This window comes from Streptomyces luteosporeus (assembly GCF_039532865.1).
GTDB classification, from domain to species: domain Bacteria; phylum Actinomycetota; class Actinomycetes; order Streptomycetales; family Streptomycetaceae; genus Streptomyces; species Streptomyces luteosporeus.
Genome location: NZ_BAAASL010000007.1, coordinates 318664 through 335826 on the forward strand (window position 1 = coordinate 318664; position 17163 = coordinate 335826).

Here is a 17163-nt window from a genome sequence, read left to right on the forward strand (position 1 = left end):
TGCGGGCATGGGCATTCTTGCGATCACCGTGGAGACGGAGGGCGGCCGCCGGTACGTTCGGGCGACCGCCGGGGAGCTCGCCGGGCTGGTGGCCCGGATCGGCGGGGAGGGCGACCGGTTCCTGGTCGTGCAGAGGATTCCCGATCTGCCCGACGTCTTCATGCAGGTGTGGCACGAGGCGGGCGGCGACTACATGGTGGAACACCGTGCCGGGGCGGCTGATCAGCATTACCAAGCGGTTCTGCGCGGGCCGGAAGCGGTGGCCGCGGCCATGACCGGTTGGGCACGGCAGCAGGACGGCTGGGACGCGGGGCCGGACTGGGTGCGGCTGGACATGCCGGCACCCGAGCCCGTACCGCCGCTCGCGCTCGACGAGGAGGAGCGCGGCGAGCTGGAGGCGCGGGTCCGCGAGGTGCTGGCGGGCGGCTACGCGACGCGCGCGCAGCTGGCCGAGGTCGCCGAGGACTACCTCGTCTCCGGCGACCGCCGGCCCGTCTCGGCCGCCCAGGCGCGGCAGCTGGCCGACCGGCTGTGGCTGGAACGCGTCGCCGAGCAGGCCGCCTGGGAGGGCGAGACGGACCCTGACCGCCTCACTCGGGCCTTCACGGCCCTGGAGGCCGCCGGCATCACCGCCCGGGAGAACTTCACCTGTTGCCGCAGCTGCGGCCAGGCGGAGATAGGCGCGGAGGCCGCGCCCGGTGCCCGCGGCTTCGTGTACTTCCACTCCCAGTGCACGGATTCGGCCGCGGCCGGGCACGGGCTGACGTTGCTGTACGGCGGGTTCGACGGGTCGGCGGAGACGACGGCGGCCGTCGGCCGCGAGGTCGTCGCCACCCTCGCGGAGGCGGGCCTTGCAACGCAGTGGAACGGGGACGCACGCCAGGCCATCACCGTCACGCCCCTGGACTGGCGCAAGCGCCTCGTGGGCTGACGCCTCCGACGGCCGTCAGGCGGCTTCCACGATCAGCAGGGTGCCGCGACTGCCGGGCAGTACGGCGTGCGGGGTGGCCGCGGGGACGACGTACATCTCGCCGGCGCCGACGTCCACGGGGCGTCCGGCGACGCGAAGCCGGAGCCGTCCGTCGAGGACGATCAGCGCTTCGGGAGTTTCGTGCTGCTCCTCGGCGAGGGGCGTTGCGTCCATCCGTACGACCTTGACGACCGTCTCCGTGCCGGCCCGGCCGAGTACGGAGGAGCGCCACGCGCCGGGCAACGCGCGGGCCTCGTCGTCGAGTTTGATCACGTTCGCGTTCGCATCGAGCATGCCGCCGAGGCTATGCGAGGGGCGGGCGCGGGTGGCTGACCGTTCGGCAAAGGATGCCGCGGGGTCAGGCGCGGCGTGGGGGGTGGGCGAGGAGGCGGTCGACGGCCCGGCGGGTGCGGGTGGCGGCGCCGGAGGGGTCGGCGAAGAGCTGCGTTTCCTGATTGAGGGCCATGTGGAGGCCGAGGAGCTCGTAGACGAGTTGCTCCGGGTCGGTGTCCGGGGGCAGGTCGCCGGCCGCGACGGCCGTGCGCACCTCGGCGGCGAGGCGGCCGCGCCAGACGCGGAGCAGGCGGGCGACGGCGTCGCGGACGTGACCGTCGCGGGCGTCGAACTCGACGGAGGCCGTGGTGAAGAAGCACCCGCCGGGGAAGATCTCCCGCCCGGCCTCCAGGTAGCCCGTCCAGCGCGCGCAGACCGCGCGCAGCCGGGGCAGACCCGGCTCCTCGTGCGCCGCGGGCTCCCACACCAGGCGGGCGAAGGCGGCCGCGGCCCCGTCCAGGGTCGCGAGCTGCAGGGCTTCCTTGGTGCCGAAGTGGCCGAGGACCCCGGCCTTGCTCATGCCGAGGTCGGTGGCCAGGCGCCCGATCGTGAGCCCTTCCAGGCCGTCGACCGAGGCGATCGCGATGCCGCGCGCCACGATGCGCTCCCGCGTCCGGCGGGCTTCGGCGAAGGAGTTGCGAGGGCTCATGACGTCATCGTACCGAGCCGCGAACTTTTAACTTCCGATCGATCGGTTGCTATATTCCGGGCTCCGTCGCCGAGCCGAGGAGACCCCGACCATGCGTTCAGCCCTCCCGGGAAGCCGTATCACCGCCCTGGGCCACTACCAGCCGGCACGCGTCATGACCAACGACGACCTGGCCACCATGGTCGACACCAGCGACGAGTGGATCCGCCGCCGCACCGGGATCGCCACGCGCCGCATCGCCGCCCCCGGCGAATCGGTCACCGACATGGCCACTGCCGCCGCCGGCAAGGCCCTGGCCGCCTCCGGCCTGGAACCCGCCGACATCGGACTGGTCACCGTGGCCACCTGCACGGCGATCGACCGCTGCCCCTCCATCGCCGCCCAGGTCGCCGCCCGCCTGGGCCTGCCCTCCCCCGTCGCCTTCGACCTCAACAACGGCTGCGCGGGCTTCTGCACCGCCCTCGCCTGCGCCGACCACGCCCTCCGCGCGGGCGCGGCCCGGCACGCCCTGGTCATCGGCGCGGAGAAGATGTCCGACGTCACCGACTGGACCGACCGGCGCACCTGCGTCCTGCTCGGGGACGGCGCGGGCGCCGCCGTACTCGGCGCGCAGGAGGGAGGGGGCGGCGGAATCGGTCCGGTCGTCTGGGGCTCGGACCCCACGCGCGGCGATGCCGTGCGCCTGGTCGGCGAGTGGCATCCGCACTTCGCCCAGGAGGGCCAGACCGTCTTCCGCTGGGCCACCGGCGAGCTCCCCGCCATTGCCGAGGAGGCCTGCGCACGCGCCGGCCTGCGCCCGGCCGACCTCGCCGGCATCGTCACCCACCAGGCCAACCTGCGCATCATCGACGCCGTCATACGCCGGCTCGGCCTCCCGGAGGACGTGGTGATCGCCCGGGACGTCACCGAATCCGGCAACACGTCCGCCGCGTCCGTCCCGCTCGCCCTCTCCAAGCTCACCGAGCGCGCCGAACTCCCCTCGGGAGCACCGGTCCTGCTGCTCGCCTTCGGCGGCGGAATGTCCTGGGCCGGACAGGTCGTCACCTGCCCCTGAAGGCCACTGCTCCTACGCGTCCAACGCGGGCGCGACGAGCGCGAAGGCCCGGTCGAGCAGCCCGGCCGGGTCCACGGCGGCATCGTCGCTGCCGCTCCACCGCTGCAGGACGGTGTTGAAGGCGGTGAGCGCCATGCCGGCGGCCATCTGCGGATACAGGTCCGCGTCGGGATCCGCCCCGACGCGGGCCGCCAGCTCCGCCGTCAGGTCGTCGCGCCACTGCGCCTGGCGCTCCAGGAAGCGGGCATGCAGGGCAGGGGTGCCCAGGATCAGCCGGACGACGCCGCGTGCGCTGTCGGCGTGGTCGCCGCAGGCGGCGAGGGGTCCCGAGACGGCGTGGCGCAGCGCGACGGATACGGGCTCGCCGGCGGGGCGGTCCGCGAGGGCGGCGCGCATGCCGGTGCCCATGTCCGCGAGGAACCGGACGACGACGTCCTCCTTGGACGCGAAGTACCGGAAGAACGTCCGCCGGGAGACGCCGGCGACGGCGGCGATCTCGTCGATGGTGACTGCGTCGTACCCCTTCTGTGCCAGCAACTGCAGCGCTGCACTGGTCAGTTCGTCGGCGACGAGCTGACGTTTGCGCTCGGCCAGGCTGGTTTCGGGGCGGGGGCTCACGGGGACAGGGTACCGCCACCATGCAGCGGACGGCACTGCTAGGCATGGTTGACACTCTGTGCCACGAAGGGCAGTGTGTGCCTCATGACGCAGAAGCAGCAGAAGCATCGGTGGACCGCCGACCACATCCCGGACCAGACCGGCCGCACCTTCGTCGTCACCGGCGCCACCAGCGGGCTGGGCCTGGCCACCACCAGGGCGCTGGCCCGCCGCGGCGGGCACGTGATCCTCGCCGTACGCGACGAGACGAAGGGCCGCCACGTGGCCGCCGAGCTGCCCGGCGCCCGGCTCGACGTACGCCACGTCGACCTCGCCGACCTCGACTCGGTCCGCGCCTTCGCCGACCGGCTGCACGCCGAGCACGCGCGGGTGGATGTGCTGATCAACAACGCCGGCATCATGGCGCCACCCCGCATCCTGAGCCCCCAGGGCCACGAGCTGCAGTTCGCCTGCAATCACCTGGGCCACTTCGCGCTCACGGGCCTCCTACTGGACCTGCTCTCGGCCGGGAACGACCCGCGCGTGGTCACCGTGAGCTCGGTCAACCACCGCAAGGCCCGCATCGACTTCGAGGACGTCCACGGCGAGCGCTCGTACTCCCCCATGGGCTCCTACAACCAGTCGAAGCTCGCCAACGCCGTCTTCGGCCACGAGCTCCACCGGCGCCTGACCGGGACCGGCAGCCCGGTGCGCAGCCTGCTCGCCCACCCCGGCTACACGGCGACGGCCCTCCAGATGCGCGCGTCGACCGCCGCCCTGCGCGTACTGCTCGGCCGCATCGGCAACCCCCTGCTGGCCCAGCGCCCCGACCAGGGCGCACTCCCCCAGCTGTACGCCGCCACGGCCCCCGACGCGACGGGCGGCGACTTCATCGGCCCCGACGGCGCAGGAGAACTCCGCGGCAACCCGAGACGCGTACCCCTGTCACCGACCGCGACCGACCCGGAGACGGGCCGCCGCCTGTGGGACCTGTCGGAAAACCTCACCGGCGTCCACTTCGCCCTCCCGGCAACCAGGTAACCTTGCCCTCCTATGTCACCCGCCGCCCAGGACTCCGAGAAGCGCGCAGAACGCCAGATAGCCCTGCGCGTGCTCGTCTACGTCTTCATCACGCACGCCCTGGCGGGCTTCATCTGGCTGCTGTTCTTCCTGGGCGACCACGCGAACAAGTAGCCGCGGCGCGCCCGTGCCCGGCATCCGTTCAGTTCTCCTGAATTCTCCGCACCTCGTGCCGAATACCGTCCAACTCGGCGTCGCCGCAGAACAGCAAGACGTTGAAGGGAATTCCTGTCCCCCCGGGCTTACCGTGCGGGCTCGCCCATGCGTCGGACGCCCACATCAAGGTCTGCAAAAAAACCTCCCGCTCTTCCGGAGCGGACGAAAGCAGCCGACCAGGGTTCCTGATGACGACAAGGTACCGATCGGCCGGAAGCCACTGGAGGTCACGCAGGCAATCAAGTAGGGCCGGCCAGTTCCACCCGAAGTAATCCGGAAACCTCAGCTCTCTCCAAAACTGCTCGAACACCCCATCCGCATCCGCCATATTTGCACCGTCCATGTGTGCGACGACTGCGACCCCGGGCGGCGGGACGATTCTCGCCACCGATCCGGTTGCCTCCTCGGCAAGTACGTGCAACCGCGGACCGGAAACGGACCAGAAGTCAGTCTCAGGAAGATTCATCTGCCAGGTTCCATGACTATGTAGCTCTGATAATGAGTTGGCGTATAGTAGGCAGATCCGTCCGAGCCGGTCACGATACGCTCGCCGCCCCACTTCGGATTATCGGCCGACTGCACGGTTCCCCACTCGAGATACTCGATGGGCTTCCCCGCACTGTCGTACTCCGGAAGCTTGTACGCCCCGCCCTTTCCGGTGTTGCGAAAAGGCTGAGGCATTGAGGGCCCCATGCGTTGGGGACCCGCCCCCTGAGCCTCCACGCCTGATTCCCGAATATCTCTCAGGACTGCCCTTGACTCCTTTGGCACGTCTGTCGGAATCCACCCCTCCAGCCTGGACGTATCACCTAGTACATCCCCTGCCTTACAGGGGGCCAGCCCCAAGGGGTCAACCCACGCCTGTGGAGAGACAACGTAAGCATAAGGATGCGGCGCCGGCTCCAGCCCCAGCGGGTCCGGCGACACATAGCGCGCCGTCTCCGGGTCGTAGTAGCGGAAGTAGTTGTAGTGCAGGCCCGTTTCCGCGTCCGCGTACTGGCCCGGGAAGCGGAGGGGGCAGTCTGCGCCGTCGGGGGGTTGCGGTGGGGCGGGGAGGGGGGTGCCCCAGAGGGTGGTGCGGTGGTGCCAGGCCAGGGTGCCGTCCGGGGTGACGAGCTCCGTGGGGGTGCCGACCGGGTCGGTGATCACCGCGTGGAAGCGGGGCGCCGGTGCCTCGGCGGCGTAGTCCGTGATCAGGGACCGGCCCTGCACCCGGGTCAGCGGGCGGTGGTGGGTCTGGGCCACCGGGCGGTGGGTGCCGGGGGCGTGGTCCCAGGTGGTGACGGCACCGTCGGGTGCCGTTTGTTCCGCCAGGCGCGTGCCGTCCCACGTGAAGAGTGTTTCGGCGCCGTCCGATGCGCGGCGCTTGCAGAGGCGGCGGCCGAGCGGGTCGTAGGTGTACGTCCAGCGTTCGCCGTCCGGCGTCACGGCTTCCGTGAGGTGGTCTTCCGCGTCCCAGGTGTACGTCCACGTCCGCGTCCGGCCGTTGAGGAGCTTGCGGGTCTTGCGGACCAGGCGGCCCTGGGCGTCGTGTTCGTACGTGGTGCGGCCCGCGCGGCGCAGGAGGGTGCCGTCCACCTCGTGGCGGCCGGGGGCCTCGTGGGCGGGGGCGGTGACGTGGGTGAGGTTGCCGGCGGTGTCGTAGGCGTACGTCTCCGTCCAGCCGTGGGCCCGTACGCCGGTGACCCGGCCCGTGGCCGTGAGGTCGAAGCGGCGTGTGCCGGAGGTGAGGTCGCGGATCTCCTGGATGTGGCCGTCCGCCCGGTAGGCGTAGGACCGGTGCTGGAGGAGGCGCTGGGCGCCGGGTGCCCCGGCGGTCACGCTCTGTCCGGTGATGCGGTCGGCGGCGTCCCAGGCCTGGGTGAGCAGGGCGGTGTCGTCACCGAGGCCGCGGGCGGTCTCGCGGCCGGCCGCGTCGTAGGTGAAGGTCAGGGTGCCGGCGTCGTTCCGCAGGGCCGTGGGCCGCCCGGCGGGGTCGTACGTCCATTCCGTGGTCAGTCCGGAGGCGGTCGTGCGCTTCGTGCAGTGTCCTTCGGCGTCGTACGACCACCGGGTCGTCCGTCCGTTGACGGTTTCCGACAGCAGCCGGCCGAGGGCGTCCCGTTCGTGGACGACTTCGGCATCGGCGCCGGCCGTGCGGGCCAGTCGGCCTGCCGCGTCGTAGGTGTACGTCGTCGTCCCGCCGGTGCCGGAGCGCTGCTCGATGACGCGGCCCAGCGCGTCGCGCTCGAAATGCAGCGTTTCGCCCGCGCCGTTCGTCCGGGCCAGCAGTTGCCCGGCCGCGTCGTGGACGTACGTGATGCGGCGTCCGTCGAAGTCGGTTTCGGCCGCCAGGCGGCCCGCGTCGTCGTAGTCGTAGGACCATGTCAGGCCCTGCGGGTCGGTCACGGCGACGAGCCGCAGCTCGGTGTCGTGGGCGAAGGAGTACGTCGTCCCGTCCGGCTCCGTGCGGGAGGCGGGCAGGTCGAAGTGGGTGCTGGTGTGGGTGGTGGTGTTGCCGGCAGGGTCGGTGTGGGTGAGGAGGTTGCCTTCGCCGTCCCACGTCCACGACTCGCAGGTGCCGTCCGGGAGGTCGCGGCGGCTGGGCTTTCCCTCGGTCGTCCAGGACATGCGGGTGACGCGGCCGAGCGGGTCGACCGCCTCGACCACTCGGCCGAAGGCGTCCCGGCGGACGGTCGTGGCGTGGCCGAGGGGGTCGGTGACGACGAGCGGCAGGCCCGCTCCGTCGCACAGGACCGTGGTGGTGTGCCCGAGGGCGTCGGTGACCGCGGTCAGGTGGCCGGCGTCGTCGTACGCGTAGCGTCTGACCGCCCCCAGGGGGTCGGTGGTGGCCAGGAGGTTGCCGCGCTCGTCGTAGGCGTGCCGCCAGGTGGCGCCGCCCGGCTCGGTGACCTGCAGCGGGCGGCACAGGTCGGCGTCGTACGTGGCGTGGGCCGCCGTGCCGTCGGGCAGCGTCACGCGGCTGAGGTTGCCGGCGTCGTCGTAGGTGTAGCGGGTGGTGCGGCCCAGCGGGTCGGTCACGGCGAGGCGGCGGTCGCCCCTTGGGTCCCATGCGGTGCGGGTGGTGTTGCCGAGCTGGTCGGTCTCCTCGACGACCTGCCCGTCGGTGTTGTGGCGGTAGGTGCGCAGGTGGCCGAGGGAGTCGGCCTCGGTGGTCGTGCGCGTGGTGTCGTCGTAGGCGAAGGTGCCGGAGAGGAAGCCGTCGCTTCCCTCGGTGCGTATGACGCGACCGCGGGCGTCGTAGGTGTAGCTGTACGAGGTGCCGTTGCGGTCGGTCCAGGAGGTTATTCGGCCTTCGGTGTCGTAGGTGAAGTGCAGCGGTTTGCCGCTGGAGTTGGTGACCTCGGTCAGGTTGCCCGACGCGTCGTAGCCGTAGCGCATCAGCAGCGTGCCGCGGCCGGGGGCGTGCGGGTGCTCGTACGGCGACGGTGCTTCGTCCAGCAGACGCAGTGCCGTGATACGTGGTCCTTCGGTGTCGACGGCCACGTAGGCCCCGCCGGAGTGCCGCAGTGCGGTGGGGACGCCGAGTTCGGTGCGCTCGATGTCGATGCGCGTGCCGTTGCGGTCGTGAAGGCTTTCGAGCGGGAGCTGGACGGCACCGGGGGTGTCGGTGGGGGCGGGTGCTCCGAAGGTGCGGACGACTCCCTCGTAGGGATCGGTGACGGTCAGTGTCCCGTCCGGTCGGCCGTCCCACTGCAGCGGCCATCGCGGGCCCTTCACGGGCAGGACCGGCTCCCCCGGCCGGGGCACCGGGTAGACCAGGCGCATGCCGTCCGCGGCGGCGTACACGACGCCCTCGGCGTCCAGTTGGACGCGCTCGTCGAACGTCGAGGCCCACGTCGGTCCGAACCAGCCGCCGGAGCGGTAGGACGACAGGTGGGTGCGCTCGACGGTCAGGGGCAGGGCGCCCGGCAGCCGCAGGTCCGTCTGCGGCAACAGCATCGTGCCGGTGGCGACGTCGATCGGATCCTTGGCGCAGGGGATCTCGGCGGTGGGGCGGGCGGCGGGCGGCAGCTCGACCAGGCCGGGGCGGACGCCCTTGAGGAGGTTGCGGTACCCGCCGGCCAGCTCGGCGTTGCGGGCCAGCACGCCGGCCCCGTGGAACGCGCCTCCGAAGGCACCGCCGTAGATCATGCCGTCCGTCGCCGCGGCATTGATCTCGTCCAGGCTGAAACCGTGCTGCAGACCGGCGGCGATCTTCGCGGGCTGGGCGACCGCCAGGTCGACGGTGACGGCCTCCACCCCGCTGAAGGCGGCCAGGACGAGCGTGGTGGCGACGACCTCGGCGACGGTGGCGGAGATGGCGATGCCCACCGTCGCACCCAGTTCGATGACCGCCGTGGCGCCCGCCGCCGAGGCGGCGGTGCTGAGCCCGAACGTCAGGAAACCCAGGCCGACGCCCGCGAGGATGACGCCGGCCTCGATGCCGATCTTCTTCCAGAGCTTGTCGACGGCGTCGTCGATGGCACGGGCGAGCTCTTCCAGGGCATCGGCCATGCCGTGTGCGGAGGCGGCGACGTCGTCGAGCCAGCCCTTGCCGCCCGAGCCCGAGCCACCACCCGTGTAGCGGCCCCAGAAGACGCGGAACGCCTCGATGCCCTCGCCCTGGTTGTTGCGGATGAGTGCCTGGGCGGTGTTGTTGGTCGCTCCGCGGACGCCCTCGACGGCTCCTGCGAACTCCTTCCAGGCGGCCGCCGCCTTGCGCAGCTTTCCCGGGTCCCCGTCGGGCCAGTGGAGGCCGAGCTTCTCCAGGACCGCCCTGGCCTCCTCGGCGGCGCTCACCGGCCGCCCTTCGTCCCGGCGTCGCCCGGCTTCGCCTTGGTGAACATCCCGGCGACGAGCGCGTCGTTGTCGACATGTCCGTCGGCCATGTCGACCAGGGCCTCGTGGATGCTGACCAGGCCCAGCACCAGGGTGCCGGTCGCCTTCTCGATGTCCTTCTGCCGGCGGGGGTATTCCGTGGCGAACTGCTGGACCGCCTCGTCCTTGCCCCAGGGCTCGCCGAGGTCGTCGAGCGTGCCGATCAGCTTGGTGAGCGCCTCGCTGAGCTTCCGGCCCTGTTCGTGGAAGACGGGCGCCGCGGCCTTGATGTCGGCGGTCTTGATGTCCAGGACCTTGCCGTTGCCGGCGTCGCTCACGGCCGTGCCTCCCCCGCCGAGCGCGCCCGGCTCTCCCAGAGTGGTCAAGAACCACCCAGCTTAGAGATTGGTTCGGACAACATCGATCACGGCCCGTCAGACCGATCACGGCCCGTCAGGTGACCAGGCCCGCCTCCTTGGCCAGGAGGACCGTCGAGAGGCGGTTGTTGGTGCCGAGCTTGCGGTAGATCTTCTCCAGGTGGCGTTTGACCGTGTGGGGGGACAGGGAGAGGCGGCGGGCGATGGCGGCGGCCGTGAGGTCCTCGGCCAGCAGCCCGAGGACGGTCAGTTCGCGGGGGGTCAGGCCGTGGTCGGGGACCGGGAGGGGGGTCTTCGCGCGCAGGCGGCGGAGTTCCCGGGTGTGGCGGTCGGCCGTGACGAGGAGGGGGTGGACGCGGGTGACGAAGGCGAGGTCGTGGTCGGTGAAGTCGCCGTCGCGGGCGACCACGATCGCGCGCACGGGGGCGGTCTCGGTGGCCATGGGGATGCCCAGTTGCTGGGTGGTGCCGTAGTCGCGGCGGGCCTCGGAGTACCACGGGGAGTGGCGCCAGCCGTCGCACAGGTCACCGACGACCACCGGGCGTCTCTCGCCCGCCGCGAGGTACTGGATGAGGGGGTGCTGCTGCAGGATGCGGCGCTGGACCATGTCCTCGACGTGGCGGCCCATGGCCTCGGGGGCCCAGCCCTCGGCGCGGGCGGCGCCGGTGGCGGGGTCGATGCCGGAGAACGTCACCGTGCCACAGCCGAGCGATTCCCGCAGGTGATCGGCGATCAGGTGGCCCAGCCGGTCGGGCTCGGGGTGTTCCAGTACGGCGGCGACGAGGTCGAGCATGTGCTCGTAGTCGCGGGCGTGCAGTCGTGGCATGGCCGGTGTCTTCTCCCTCGGCCCCCGCGCACTGCATGCTACGGGGGCCCGAGAGGTCACCTCAAACCGGCTTGGTCAGGGCCGGGGAAGGACGACCGGGGCCGTGCCGGCGCCGGATCCCCCGTTTCCCCCGTGGACGGTGCCGGCACAAGCCCTTGCCGGGAAAGACGATGCCATGGGCCGGTGGGCACGGCCATGGGAAGAACGTCCCATGGCGATGCCCACGCTCAGGCCCAGCGCCCCGTGCGGCCCAGCAGCAGGGCCGCCGCCGCGGTGCCGGCCGTGGAGGTGCGCAGGACGCTCGGGCCGAGGCGGTACGGGTGGGCGCCCGCGGCGGCGAAGGCGTCGAGCTCCTCAGGCGAGACGCCGCCCTCGGGCCCGACGACCAGGACGATGTCGCCGGTCTGCGGCAGGTCGGCGGTGGCCAGCGCCGTGCTGCCCTCCTCGTGCAGGACGGCCGCGAACGCGGCCCCGGCCAGCAGCTCGGCCACCTGGCGCGTCGTCATCAGGTCGGCGACGTCGGGGAAGCGCAGGCGGCGGGACTGCTTGCCGGCCTCGCGGGCGGTGGCCCGCCACTTGCCGAGCGACTTCAGGCCGCGCTCGCCCTTCCACTGGGTGACGCAGCGGGAGGCCGCCCAGGGGACGACCGCGTCGACGCCGGTCTCGGTCATGGTCTCCACGGCGAGTTCGCCCCGGTCGCCCTTGGGGAGGGCCTGGACGACCGTGATGCGCGGCTGCGGCTCCGGTTCGGAGCGTACGGAGGTGACGGCGACGTCGAGGTGGTCCTTGCCCTCGACGGCGGCCACGGTGCCGTGCACGCCGTTGCCCTGACCGTCCGTCAGGACGATCTCCTCGCCCACGCGCAGCCGGCGCACCGAGACCGCGTGGCGGCCCTCGGGGCCGTCCAGCGGGAAGACGGTGCCGGGGAAGACGCCCGTCAGGGCGTCCTCCTCGACCAGGAAGACCGGCGCTGTCATGACCTACTCGCTCTCTCGTGTTGCTCTCAGTTCCGCGGCCAGCACGGCGACCAGCTCCGCCGCCGGCAGGGTGCGCGCCAGGCGGTGACCCTGGCCGGCCCACAGGTTCAGGGCCCCGGCGTCGCCGGCGGCGGCCGCCGCCCTGCGCAGGGGGGAGGTCAGGTGGTGGACCTGCGGGTACGCGGCGGGAGCGGCCGGGCCGTGCTCCCGAAGGAAACGGTTCACCAGACCCCGGGCGGGACGGCCCGAGAACGCCCGGGTCAACTCGGTGCCGGGGAACGCCGGATCCGTCAGCGCGCTCTTGTGCACCGGGTGCGCCCCCGACTCGGGGCACGGCAGGAACGCCGTACCGAGCTGCGCGGCGCACGCCCCCGCGGCCAGGACGGCGGCAATCTGGCCGCCGCGCATCAGGCCACCGGCGGCGATGACGGGCAGCGGCACGCTCTCCCGGACCTCGGCGAGCAGGGCGAGCAGCCCGGTGCCGGCACCGGGGCGGTCCGCGCGCACGTCGTCGTGGTGGGTGCCCTGATGACCGCCGGCCTCGACGCCCTGGACGCACACCGCGTCCGCGCCGGCGCGGTGTGCGGCACGCGCCTCGGCGGCCGAGGTGACGGTGACGACGGTCGCCGTACCGACCGCGGCGAGGGCGTCCACCGCCGTACGGGAGGGGCACCCGAAAGTGAACGAGACGACGGCGACGGGATCGTCGAGGAGGGCGGCGAACTTGGCGTCGTACCCGTCGTCGGTCGCCTGGTGCGCATCGCCGAGCGCCACGCCGTACGCGGCGGCCTCGGGTGCGATGCGGCGCGCGTACGCGGCCACGGCGCCGGGATCGGCGGCGGGCGGCTGCGGCAGGAAGAGGTTCACCCCGAAGGGGCGGGAGGTCAGGGCGCGCACCTGCCGGATCTCCTCGCGGAGGGCGCCCGGGCTCTTGTAGCCGGCGGCGAGAAAGCCGAGGCCACCGGCGTCGCAGACGGCCGCGGCGAGGGCGGGGGTGGAGGCCCCGCCCGCCATGGGGGCCTGCACGATCGGATGCGCGAGCTGCTCGAACAGTGCGGTCACTCCGGTCGACGAGGGCATGACCTCATCGTGTCACAGCCCGACGTACTGGAGGGGCCGCCCACAGGGCGGCCCCTCGCAGCGCATCAGCTACGGGCTACCGCCCGTTGAACGCGTCCTTCAAGCGCGAGAACAGCCCCTGCTGCCCCGGCTTGCTGTGCCCACCCGGGGGACAACCCCCGGACCCCCGGCCGTGCGCCTACCGCCCGTTGAACGCGTCCTTCAGACGCGAGAACAGCCCCTGCTGCCCCGGCTTGAACTCGCCCGTCGGGCGCTCCTCGCCGCGGATCTTGGCCAGCTGGCGCAGGAGGTCCTCCTGCTGCGGGTCGAGCTTGGTCGGGGTGGTGACCTCGACGTGGACGATCAGGTCGCCCCGGCCGCCGCCGCGCAGGTGGGTGACACCACGGCCGTGCAGCGGGATCGACTGGCCGGACTGGGTGCCCGGGCGGATGTCGATCTCCTCGACGCCGTCGAGCGTCTCCAGCGGCACCTTCGTGCCCAGTGCGGCCGCCGTCATGGGGATGGTGACCGTGCAGTGCAGGTCGTCGCCGCGGCGCTGGAAGACCGGGTGGCGGGTCTCGTGGATCTCCACGTACAGGTCGCCGGCCGGGCCGCCGCCGGGGCCGACCTCGCCCTCGCCGGCGAGCTGGATGCGGGTGCCGTTGTCGACACCGGCCGGGATCTTCACGGTCAGCGTGCGGCGCGAGCGGACGCGGCCGTCGCCGGCGCACTCCGGGCACGGGGTGGGCACGACCGTGCCGAAGCCCTGGCACTGCGGGCAGGGGCGGGAGGTCATGACCTGGCCCAGGAAGGACCGGGTGACCTGCGAGACCTCGCCGCGGCCGCGGCACATGTCACAGGTCTGGGCGGAGGTGCCGGGGGCCGCGCCCTCGCCGCTGCAGGTGGTGCAGACGACGGCGGTGTCGACCTGGATCTCCTTGGTGGTGCCGAAGGCGGCCTCGGTGAGGCTGACCTCCAGGCGGATCATGGCGTCCTGGCCGCGGCGGGTGCGCGAGCGCGGTCCGCGCTGCGAGGCCTGGCCGAAGAAGGCGTCCATGATGTCGGAGAAGTTGCCGAAGCCCGCGCCGAAGCCGGCGCCGGCGCCGGCGCCGCCCGAGGAGGAGAGCGGGTCGCCGCCGAGGTCGTAGACCTGCTTCTTCTGCGGGTCGGAGAGCACCTCGTAGGCGGCGTTGATCTCCTTGAACCGCTCCTGCGTCTTGGGATCCGGATTGACGTCCGGGTGCAGCTCGCGCGCGAGACGGCGGAAGGCCTTCTTGATCTCGTCCTGCGAGGCGTCGCGCCGTACGCCCAGGACCGCGTAGTAGTCCGTGGCCACTTACGACTCCGCCAGGATCTGTCCGACGTAACGTGCCACTGCGCGTACCGCTCCCATCGTTCCGGGGTAGTCCATGCGGGTCGGTCCGACCACGCCGAGTTTGGCGACGGCCTCGTCGCCCGAACCGTAGCCGACGGCGACCACCGATGTGGAGTTCAGCCCTTCGTGGGCATTCTCATGACCGATGCGCACGGTCATCTCCGTGTCCTTGGTCTCACCGAGCAGCTTGAGCAGTACGACCTGCTCCTCCAACGCCTCCAGCACGGGCCGGATCGTCAGCGGGAAATCATGACCGAAACGAGTGAGATTGGCGGTACCGCCGATCATCAGCCGCTCCTCGGTCTCCTCGACCAGTGTCTCCAGCAGGGTCGCGAGGACCGTCGAAACGGTTCCTCGGTCCTCCTGGTCGAAGGAATCGGGCAGGTCCTGCACGAGCGGCGGCACGTCCTTGAAGCGCCGCCCGACGACCCGGCTGTTGAGCCGGGCCCGCAGGTCCGCCAGCGCGGTCTCGCCGACGGGCGCGGGGCAGTCGATCATGCGCTGCTCGACCCGGCCGGTGTTGGTGATCAGCACCAGCATGATGCGGGCCGGGGCCAGCGCGAGCAGCTCCACGTGCCGCACGGTCGAACGGCTCAGCGAGGGGTACTGCACCACGGCGACCTGCCGGGTCAGCTGTGCCAGCAGCCGCACCGTGCGCGCCACCACGTCGTCCAGGTCGACGGCACCGTCCAGGAAGTTCTGGATGGCGCGGCGCTCGGGCGTCGACAGGGGCTTGACCTCGGCCAGCCTGTCGACGAAGAGGCGGTAGCCCTTGTCGGTGGGGATGCGGCCGGCGCTGGTGTGCGGCTGGGCGATGAAGCCCTCGTCCTCCAGCGCGGCCATGTCGTTGCGCACGGTGGCCGGGGAGACCCCCAGCTTGTGCCGCTCGGTCAGTGCCTTGGAGCCGACCGGCTCCTCGGTGCCCACGTAGTCCTGGACGATGGCGCGCAACACCTCGAGCCTGCGTTCGCTCAGCATCGCGCGCACCTCCAGGGTCAGTGGTCCTACCGTCGTACGGGGATCCGCCGGGCCCTTCCGCCCTTGGCACTCAATGGTCACGAGTGCCAGATCCCGTAGGCAAGTGTACGGCCGGGCCCCACGACCGGGGCAAGGGCCGTCCGCGCCCCTTGCCTCCGGACGGGCAACGCTATCGGTCAGCCGCTAGCGTCGCCGTATGGAAACTCACGGGAACGCGGGCGCGGTGGGGGGCGGGGCCGGAGCGCGCTGGGAGCGCCTCGCGCCGGGTGTCGTACGCCGCAGGCTGCCGGGCTGGGACGCGACCGCCGGCGCGGTCGCCGGCAGCGACGGGGTGCTCGTCGTGGACACCGGTTCCTCGCTGCACGAGGGCGTGGAGATCCGGCACGAACTGCAGGAGATCTTCGGCGGCCTGCCCGTGACGCACATCGCACTGACCCACCCGCACTTCGACCACGTCCTGGGCACGGCGGCCTTCTCCGGCGTCCAGGTGTACGCGGCCGTGGGCGCCGGAGAACTCCTCGGCCGCGAACGCAAGGAACTGCGGCACGACGCGGTGCTGCACGGCATGCAGCCGGACCTCGCGGCCGAGGCCGTGGAACTGCTCGTGCTCCCCGGCCACGGCGTCTCCGGACAGGTGGCCCTCGACCTCGGCGGCGGACGCCGGGCGCTGCTGGTCAACATCGGGCCCGGCCACACCGCCCACGACCTGGCGGTGCTGGTGCCCGGGGGCACGGACGCCCCCGACGTGGTCTTCTGCGGCGACCTCGTCGAGGAGTCCGGCGAACCGCAGGCGGGCGCCGACGCCCTCCCCCACGCCTGGCCCGCGGCCCTGGACCGGCTGCTGGCCCTGGGCGGCGAGGACGCGGTGTACGTGCCGGGGCACGGGGCCGTGGTGGACGCGGGCTTCGTACGGCGGCAACGGGACGAGTTGCGGGACCGCTTCTCCGCCGCCTGATCCCCGCTGCCCGATCTGCGCTTCGTGATCCACAATTGCGGCCATGCGCAGCAGAGAGTACGGACCGGCCGACCTGACCCCGCCGTGGAAGCGGAAGGTGCCCGTACCGGAGGTGCCGGCCGAGACGGACCTGGTGGTCGAGGAGGTCACCACCGGGTTCTGCGGGGCGGTGGTGCGGTGCGAGACGACAGCGCAGGGGCCCGTGGTCACGCTGGAGGACCGCTTCGGCAAGTGCCGGGCCTTTCCCATGGAACCGCGCGGCTTCCTGCTGGAGGGGCGCGTCGTCACGCTCGTACGCCCCGCTGCCGCGGCCCCGGCCGCGCCCGCCCGCACCGCATCCGGCTCCCTCGCCGTCCCCGGCGCCCGGGCGCGCGTCGCACGCGCCGGGCGCATCTACGTCGAGGGCCGGCACGACGCGGAACTCGTCGAACGGGTCTGGGGCGACGACCTGCGCATCGAGGGCGTGGTCGTGGAGTACCTGGAGGGCATCGACGACCTGCCCGACGTCGTCCGCTCCTTCGGCCCCGGGCCCGACGCGCGCCTGGGCGTGCTGGTGGACCACCTGGTGCCGGGCACGAAGGAATCACGGATCGCGGCGTCGGTCGCGGACGAGAACGTCCTGATCGTCGGCCATCCGTACATCGACGTGTGGGAGGCGGTGAAGCCGGCGTCGGTGGGGATCGCCGGATGGCCGCGGGTGCCGCGCGGGGAGGACTGGAAGACGGGCGTGTGCCGGGCGCTGGGGTGGGCGGAGAACACGGGGGCTGCGTGGCAGCGGATCCTGGGGTCGGTGCGGTCGTACAAGGACCTGGAGCCGGCACTGCTCGGGCGGGTGGAGGAGCTGATCGACTTCGTGACGGTGGGCGGGTAGCCGCCTGCGGCGGGCCGATCCCCAGCCCCGCCCTTTCACCGTTTCCCGGGGCTCCGCCCCGGACCCCGGTCCTCAAACGCCGGACGGGCTGAATGGCCCGTCCGGC

Annotated in this window: 17 protein-coding genes; 6 read left to right on the top strand and 11 right to left on the bottom strand. The window is 72.4% G+C overall.

Translation table 11 applies throughout. The features are described 5' to 3' along the window. The first annotated feature begins 13 nt into the window (after window positions 1-13). Window positions 14-931, top strand: coding sequence for a DUF6891 domain-containing protein (locus ABD361_RS11730; RefSeq protein WP_344434971.1), 918 nt, complete (start codon window positions 14-16; stop codon window positions 929-931). 15 nt (window positions 932-946) lie between these two features. On the opposite strand, the gene ABD361_RS11735 is transcribed toward ABD361_RS11730, so the two are convergent. Both ABD361_RS11735 and ABD361_RS11740 read right to left on the bottom strand, forming a co-directional pair. After that, a complete protein-coding gene (locus ABD361_RS11735; RefSeq protein WP_344434938.1) occupies window positions 947-1264 on the bottom strand; it encodes a cupin domain-containing protein in 318 nt (105 codons plus the stop codon). A 64-nt stretch (window positions 1265-1328) separates the two neighbouring features. Further along, the gene (locus ABD361_RS11740; protein WP_344434939.1) at window positions 1329-1952 is read right to left on the bottom strand and encodes a TetR/AcrR family transcriptional regulator; all 624 of its coding nucleotides are present in this window, start codon (window positions 1950-1952) and stop codon (window positions 1329-1331) included. Window positions 1953-2043: 91 nt separating this feature from the next. Between ABD361_RS11740 and ABD361_RS11745 the strand changes: the two genes are divergently transcribed. Continuing rightward, on the top strand, window positions 2044-3006 hold the full coding sequence (locus ABD361_RS11745; protein ID WP_344434940.1) for a beta-ketoacyl-ACP synthase III: 963 nt from the start codon (window positions 2044-2046) through the stop codon (window positions 3004-3006). Between the two features lie 12 nt (window positions 3007-3018). Here the strand turns inward: ABD361_RS11745 and ABD361_RS11750 are convergent, their stop codons facing one another. After that, the gene (locus tag ABD361_RS11750; RefSeq protein ID WP_344434942.1) at window positions 3019-3624 is read right to left on the bottom strand and encodes an acyl-CoA-like ligand-binding transcription factor; all 606 of its coding nucleotides are present in this window, start codon (window positions 3622-3624) and stop codon (window positions 3019-3021) included. An 84-nt stretch (window positions 3625-3708) separates the two neighbouring features. Here ABD361_RS11750 and ABD361_RS11755 point away from each other — a divergent pair, with 84 nt between their 5' ends. Together ABD361_RS11755 and ABD361_RS11760 are read left to right on the top strand one after the other, a co-directional pair. Then, complete coding sequence (locus ABD361_RS11755) at window positions 3709-4644, top strand: oxidoreductase (RefSeq protein WP_344434943.1); 936 nt, start codon at window positions 3709-3711, stop codon at window positions 4642-4644. Window positions 4645-4656: 12 nt separating this feature from the next. Beyond that, entirely contained in the window at window positions 4657-4797 is a 141-nt protein-coding gene (locus tag ABD361_RS11760; protein WP_344434944.1) for a DUF6126 family protein, read from the top strand. A gap of 28 nt (window positions 4798-4825) precedes the next feature. Here ABD361_RS11760 and ABD361_RS11765 read toward each other — a convergent pair whose 3' ends face one another. The 8 genes from ABD361_RS11765 to hrcA form a co-directional block, all read right to left on the bottom strand. Continuing rightward, window positions 4826-5305, bottom strand: a complete 480-nt coding sequence (locus tag ABD361_RS11765) for a barstar family protein (RefSeq protein WP_344434945.1) — start codon at window positions 5303-5305, stop codon at window positions 4826-4828. Continuing rightward, a complete protein-coding gene (locus ABD361_RS11770; RefSeq protein WP_344434946.1) occupies window positions 5302-9621 on the bottom strand; it encodes a DUF6531 domain-containing protein in 4320 nt (1439 codons plus the stop codon). The genes ABD361_RS11765 and ABD361_RS11770 overlap by 4 nt, the downstream gene beginning before the upstream one ends. Continuing rightward, window positions 9618-10016: a hypothetical protein gene (locus ABD361_RS11775; RefSeq protein ID WP_344434972.1), complete on the bottom strand. Its 399-nt coding sequence runs from the start codon at window positions 10014-10016 to the stop codon at window positions 9618-9620. The genes ABD361_RS11770 and ABD361_RS11775 overlap by 4 nt, the downstream gene beginning before the upstream one ends. A 76-nt stretch (window positions 10017-10092) precedes the next feature. Continuing rightward, the gene (locus tag ABD361_RS11780; protein ID WP_344434947.1) at window positions 10093-10842 is read right to left on the bottom strand and encodes a helix-turn-helix transcriptional regulator; all 750 of its coding nucleotides are present in this window, start codon (window positions 10840-10842) and stop codon (window positions 10093-10095) included. Between the two features lie 227 nt (window positions 10843-11069). Then, complete coding sequence (locus ABD361_RS11785; protein WP_344434949.1) at window positions 11070-11819, bottom strand: 16S rRNA (uracil(1498)-N(3))-methyltransferase; 750 nt, start codon at window positions 11817-11819, stop codon at window positions 11070-11072. A 3-nt stretch (window positions 11820-11822) separates the two neighbouring features. Beyond that, window positions 11823-12899: a nitronate monooxygenase gene (locus ABD361_RS11790; protein WP_344434950.1), complete on the bottom strand. Its 1077-nt coding sequence runs from the start codon at window positions 12897-12899 to the stop codon at window positions 11823-11825. Between the two features lie 178 nt (window positions 12900-13077). Beyond that, the gene (gene dnaJ, locus ABD361_RS11795) at window positions 13078-14214 is read right to left on the bottom strand and encodes a molecular chaperone DnaJ (RefSeq protein ID WP_344434952.1); all 1137 of its coding nucleotides are present in this window, start codon (window positions 14212-14214) and stop codon (window positions 13078-13080) included. Continuing rightward, window positions 14215-15231 (bottom strand): heat-inducible transcriptional repressor HrcA, encoded by a 1017-nt coding sequence (gene hrcA / locus ABD361_RS11800; protein WP_344434953.1) that lies wholly within the window; start codon window positions 15229-15231, stop codon window positions 14215-14217. It abuts the gene before it with no gap. A 196-nt stretch (window positions 15232-15427) separates the two neighbouring features. Between hrcA and ABD361_RS11805 the strand changes: the two genes are divergently transcribed. Next, complete coding sequence (locus ABD361_RS11805) at window positions 15428-16186, top strand: MBL fold metallo-hydrolase (protein ID WP_344434954.1); 759 nt, start codon at window positions 15428-15430, stop codon at window positions 16184-16186. A gap of 43 nt (window positions 16187-16229) precedes the next feature. Continuing rightward, window positions 16230-17057, top strand: a complete 828-nt coding sequence (locus tag ABD361_RS11810) for a DUF3097 domain-containing protein (RefSeq protein ID WP_344434955.1) — start codon at window positions 16230-16232, stop codon at window positions 17055-17057. Window positions 17058-17163: the final 106 nt, after the last annotated feature.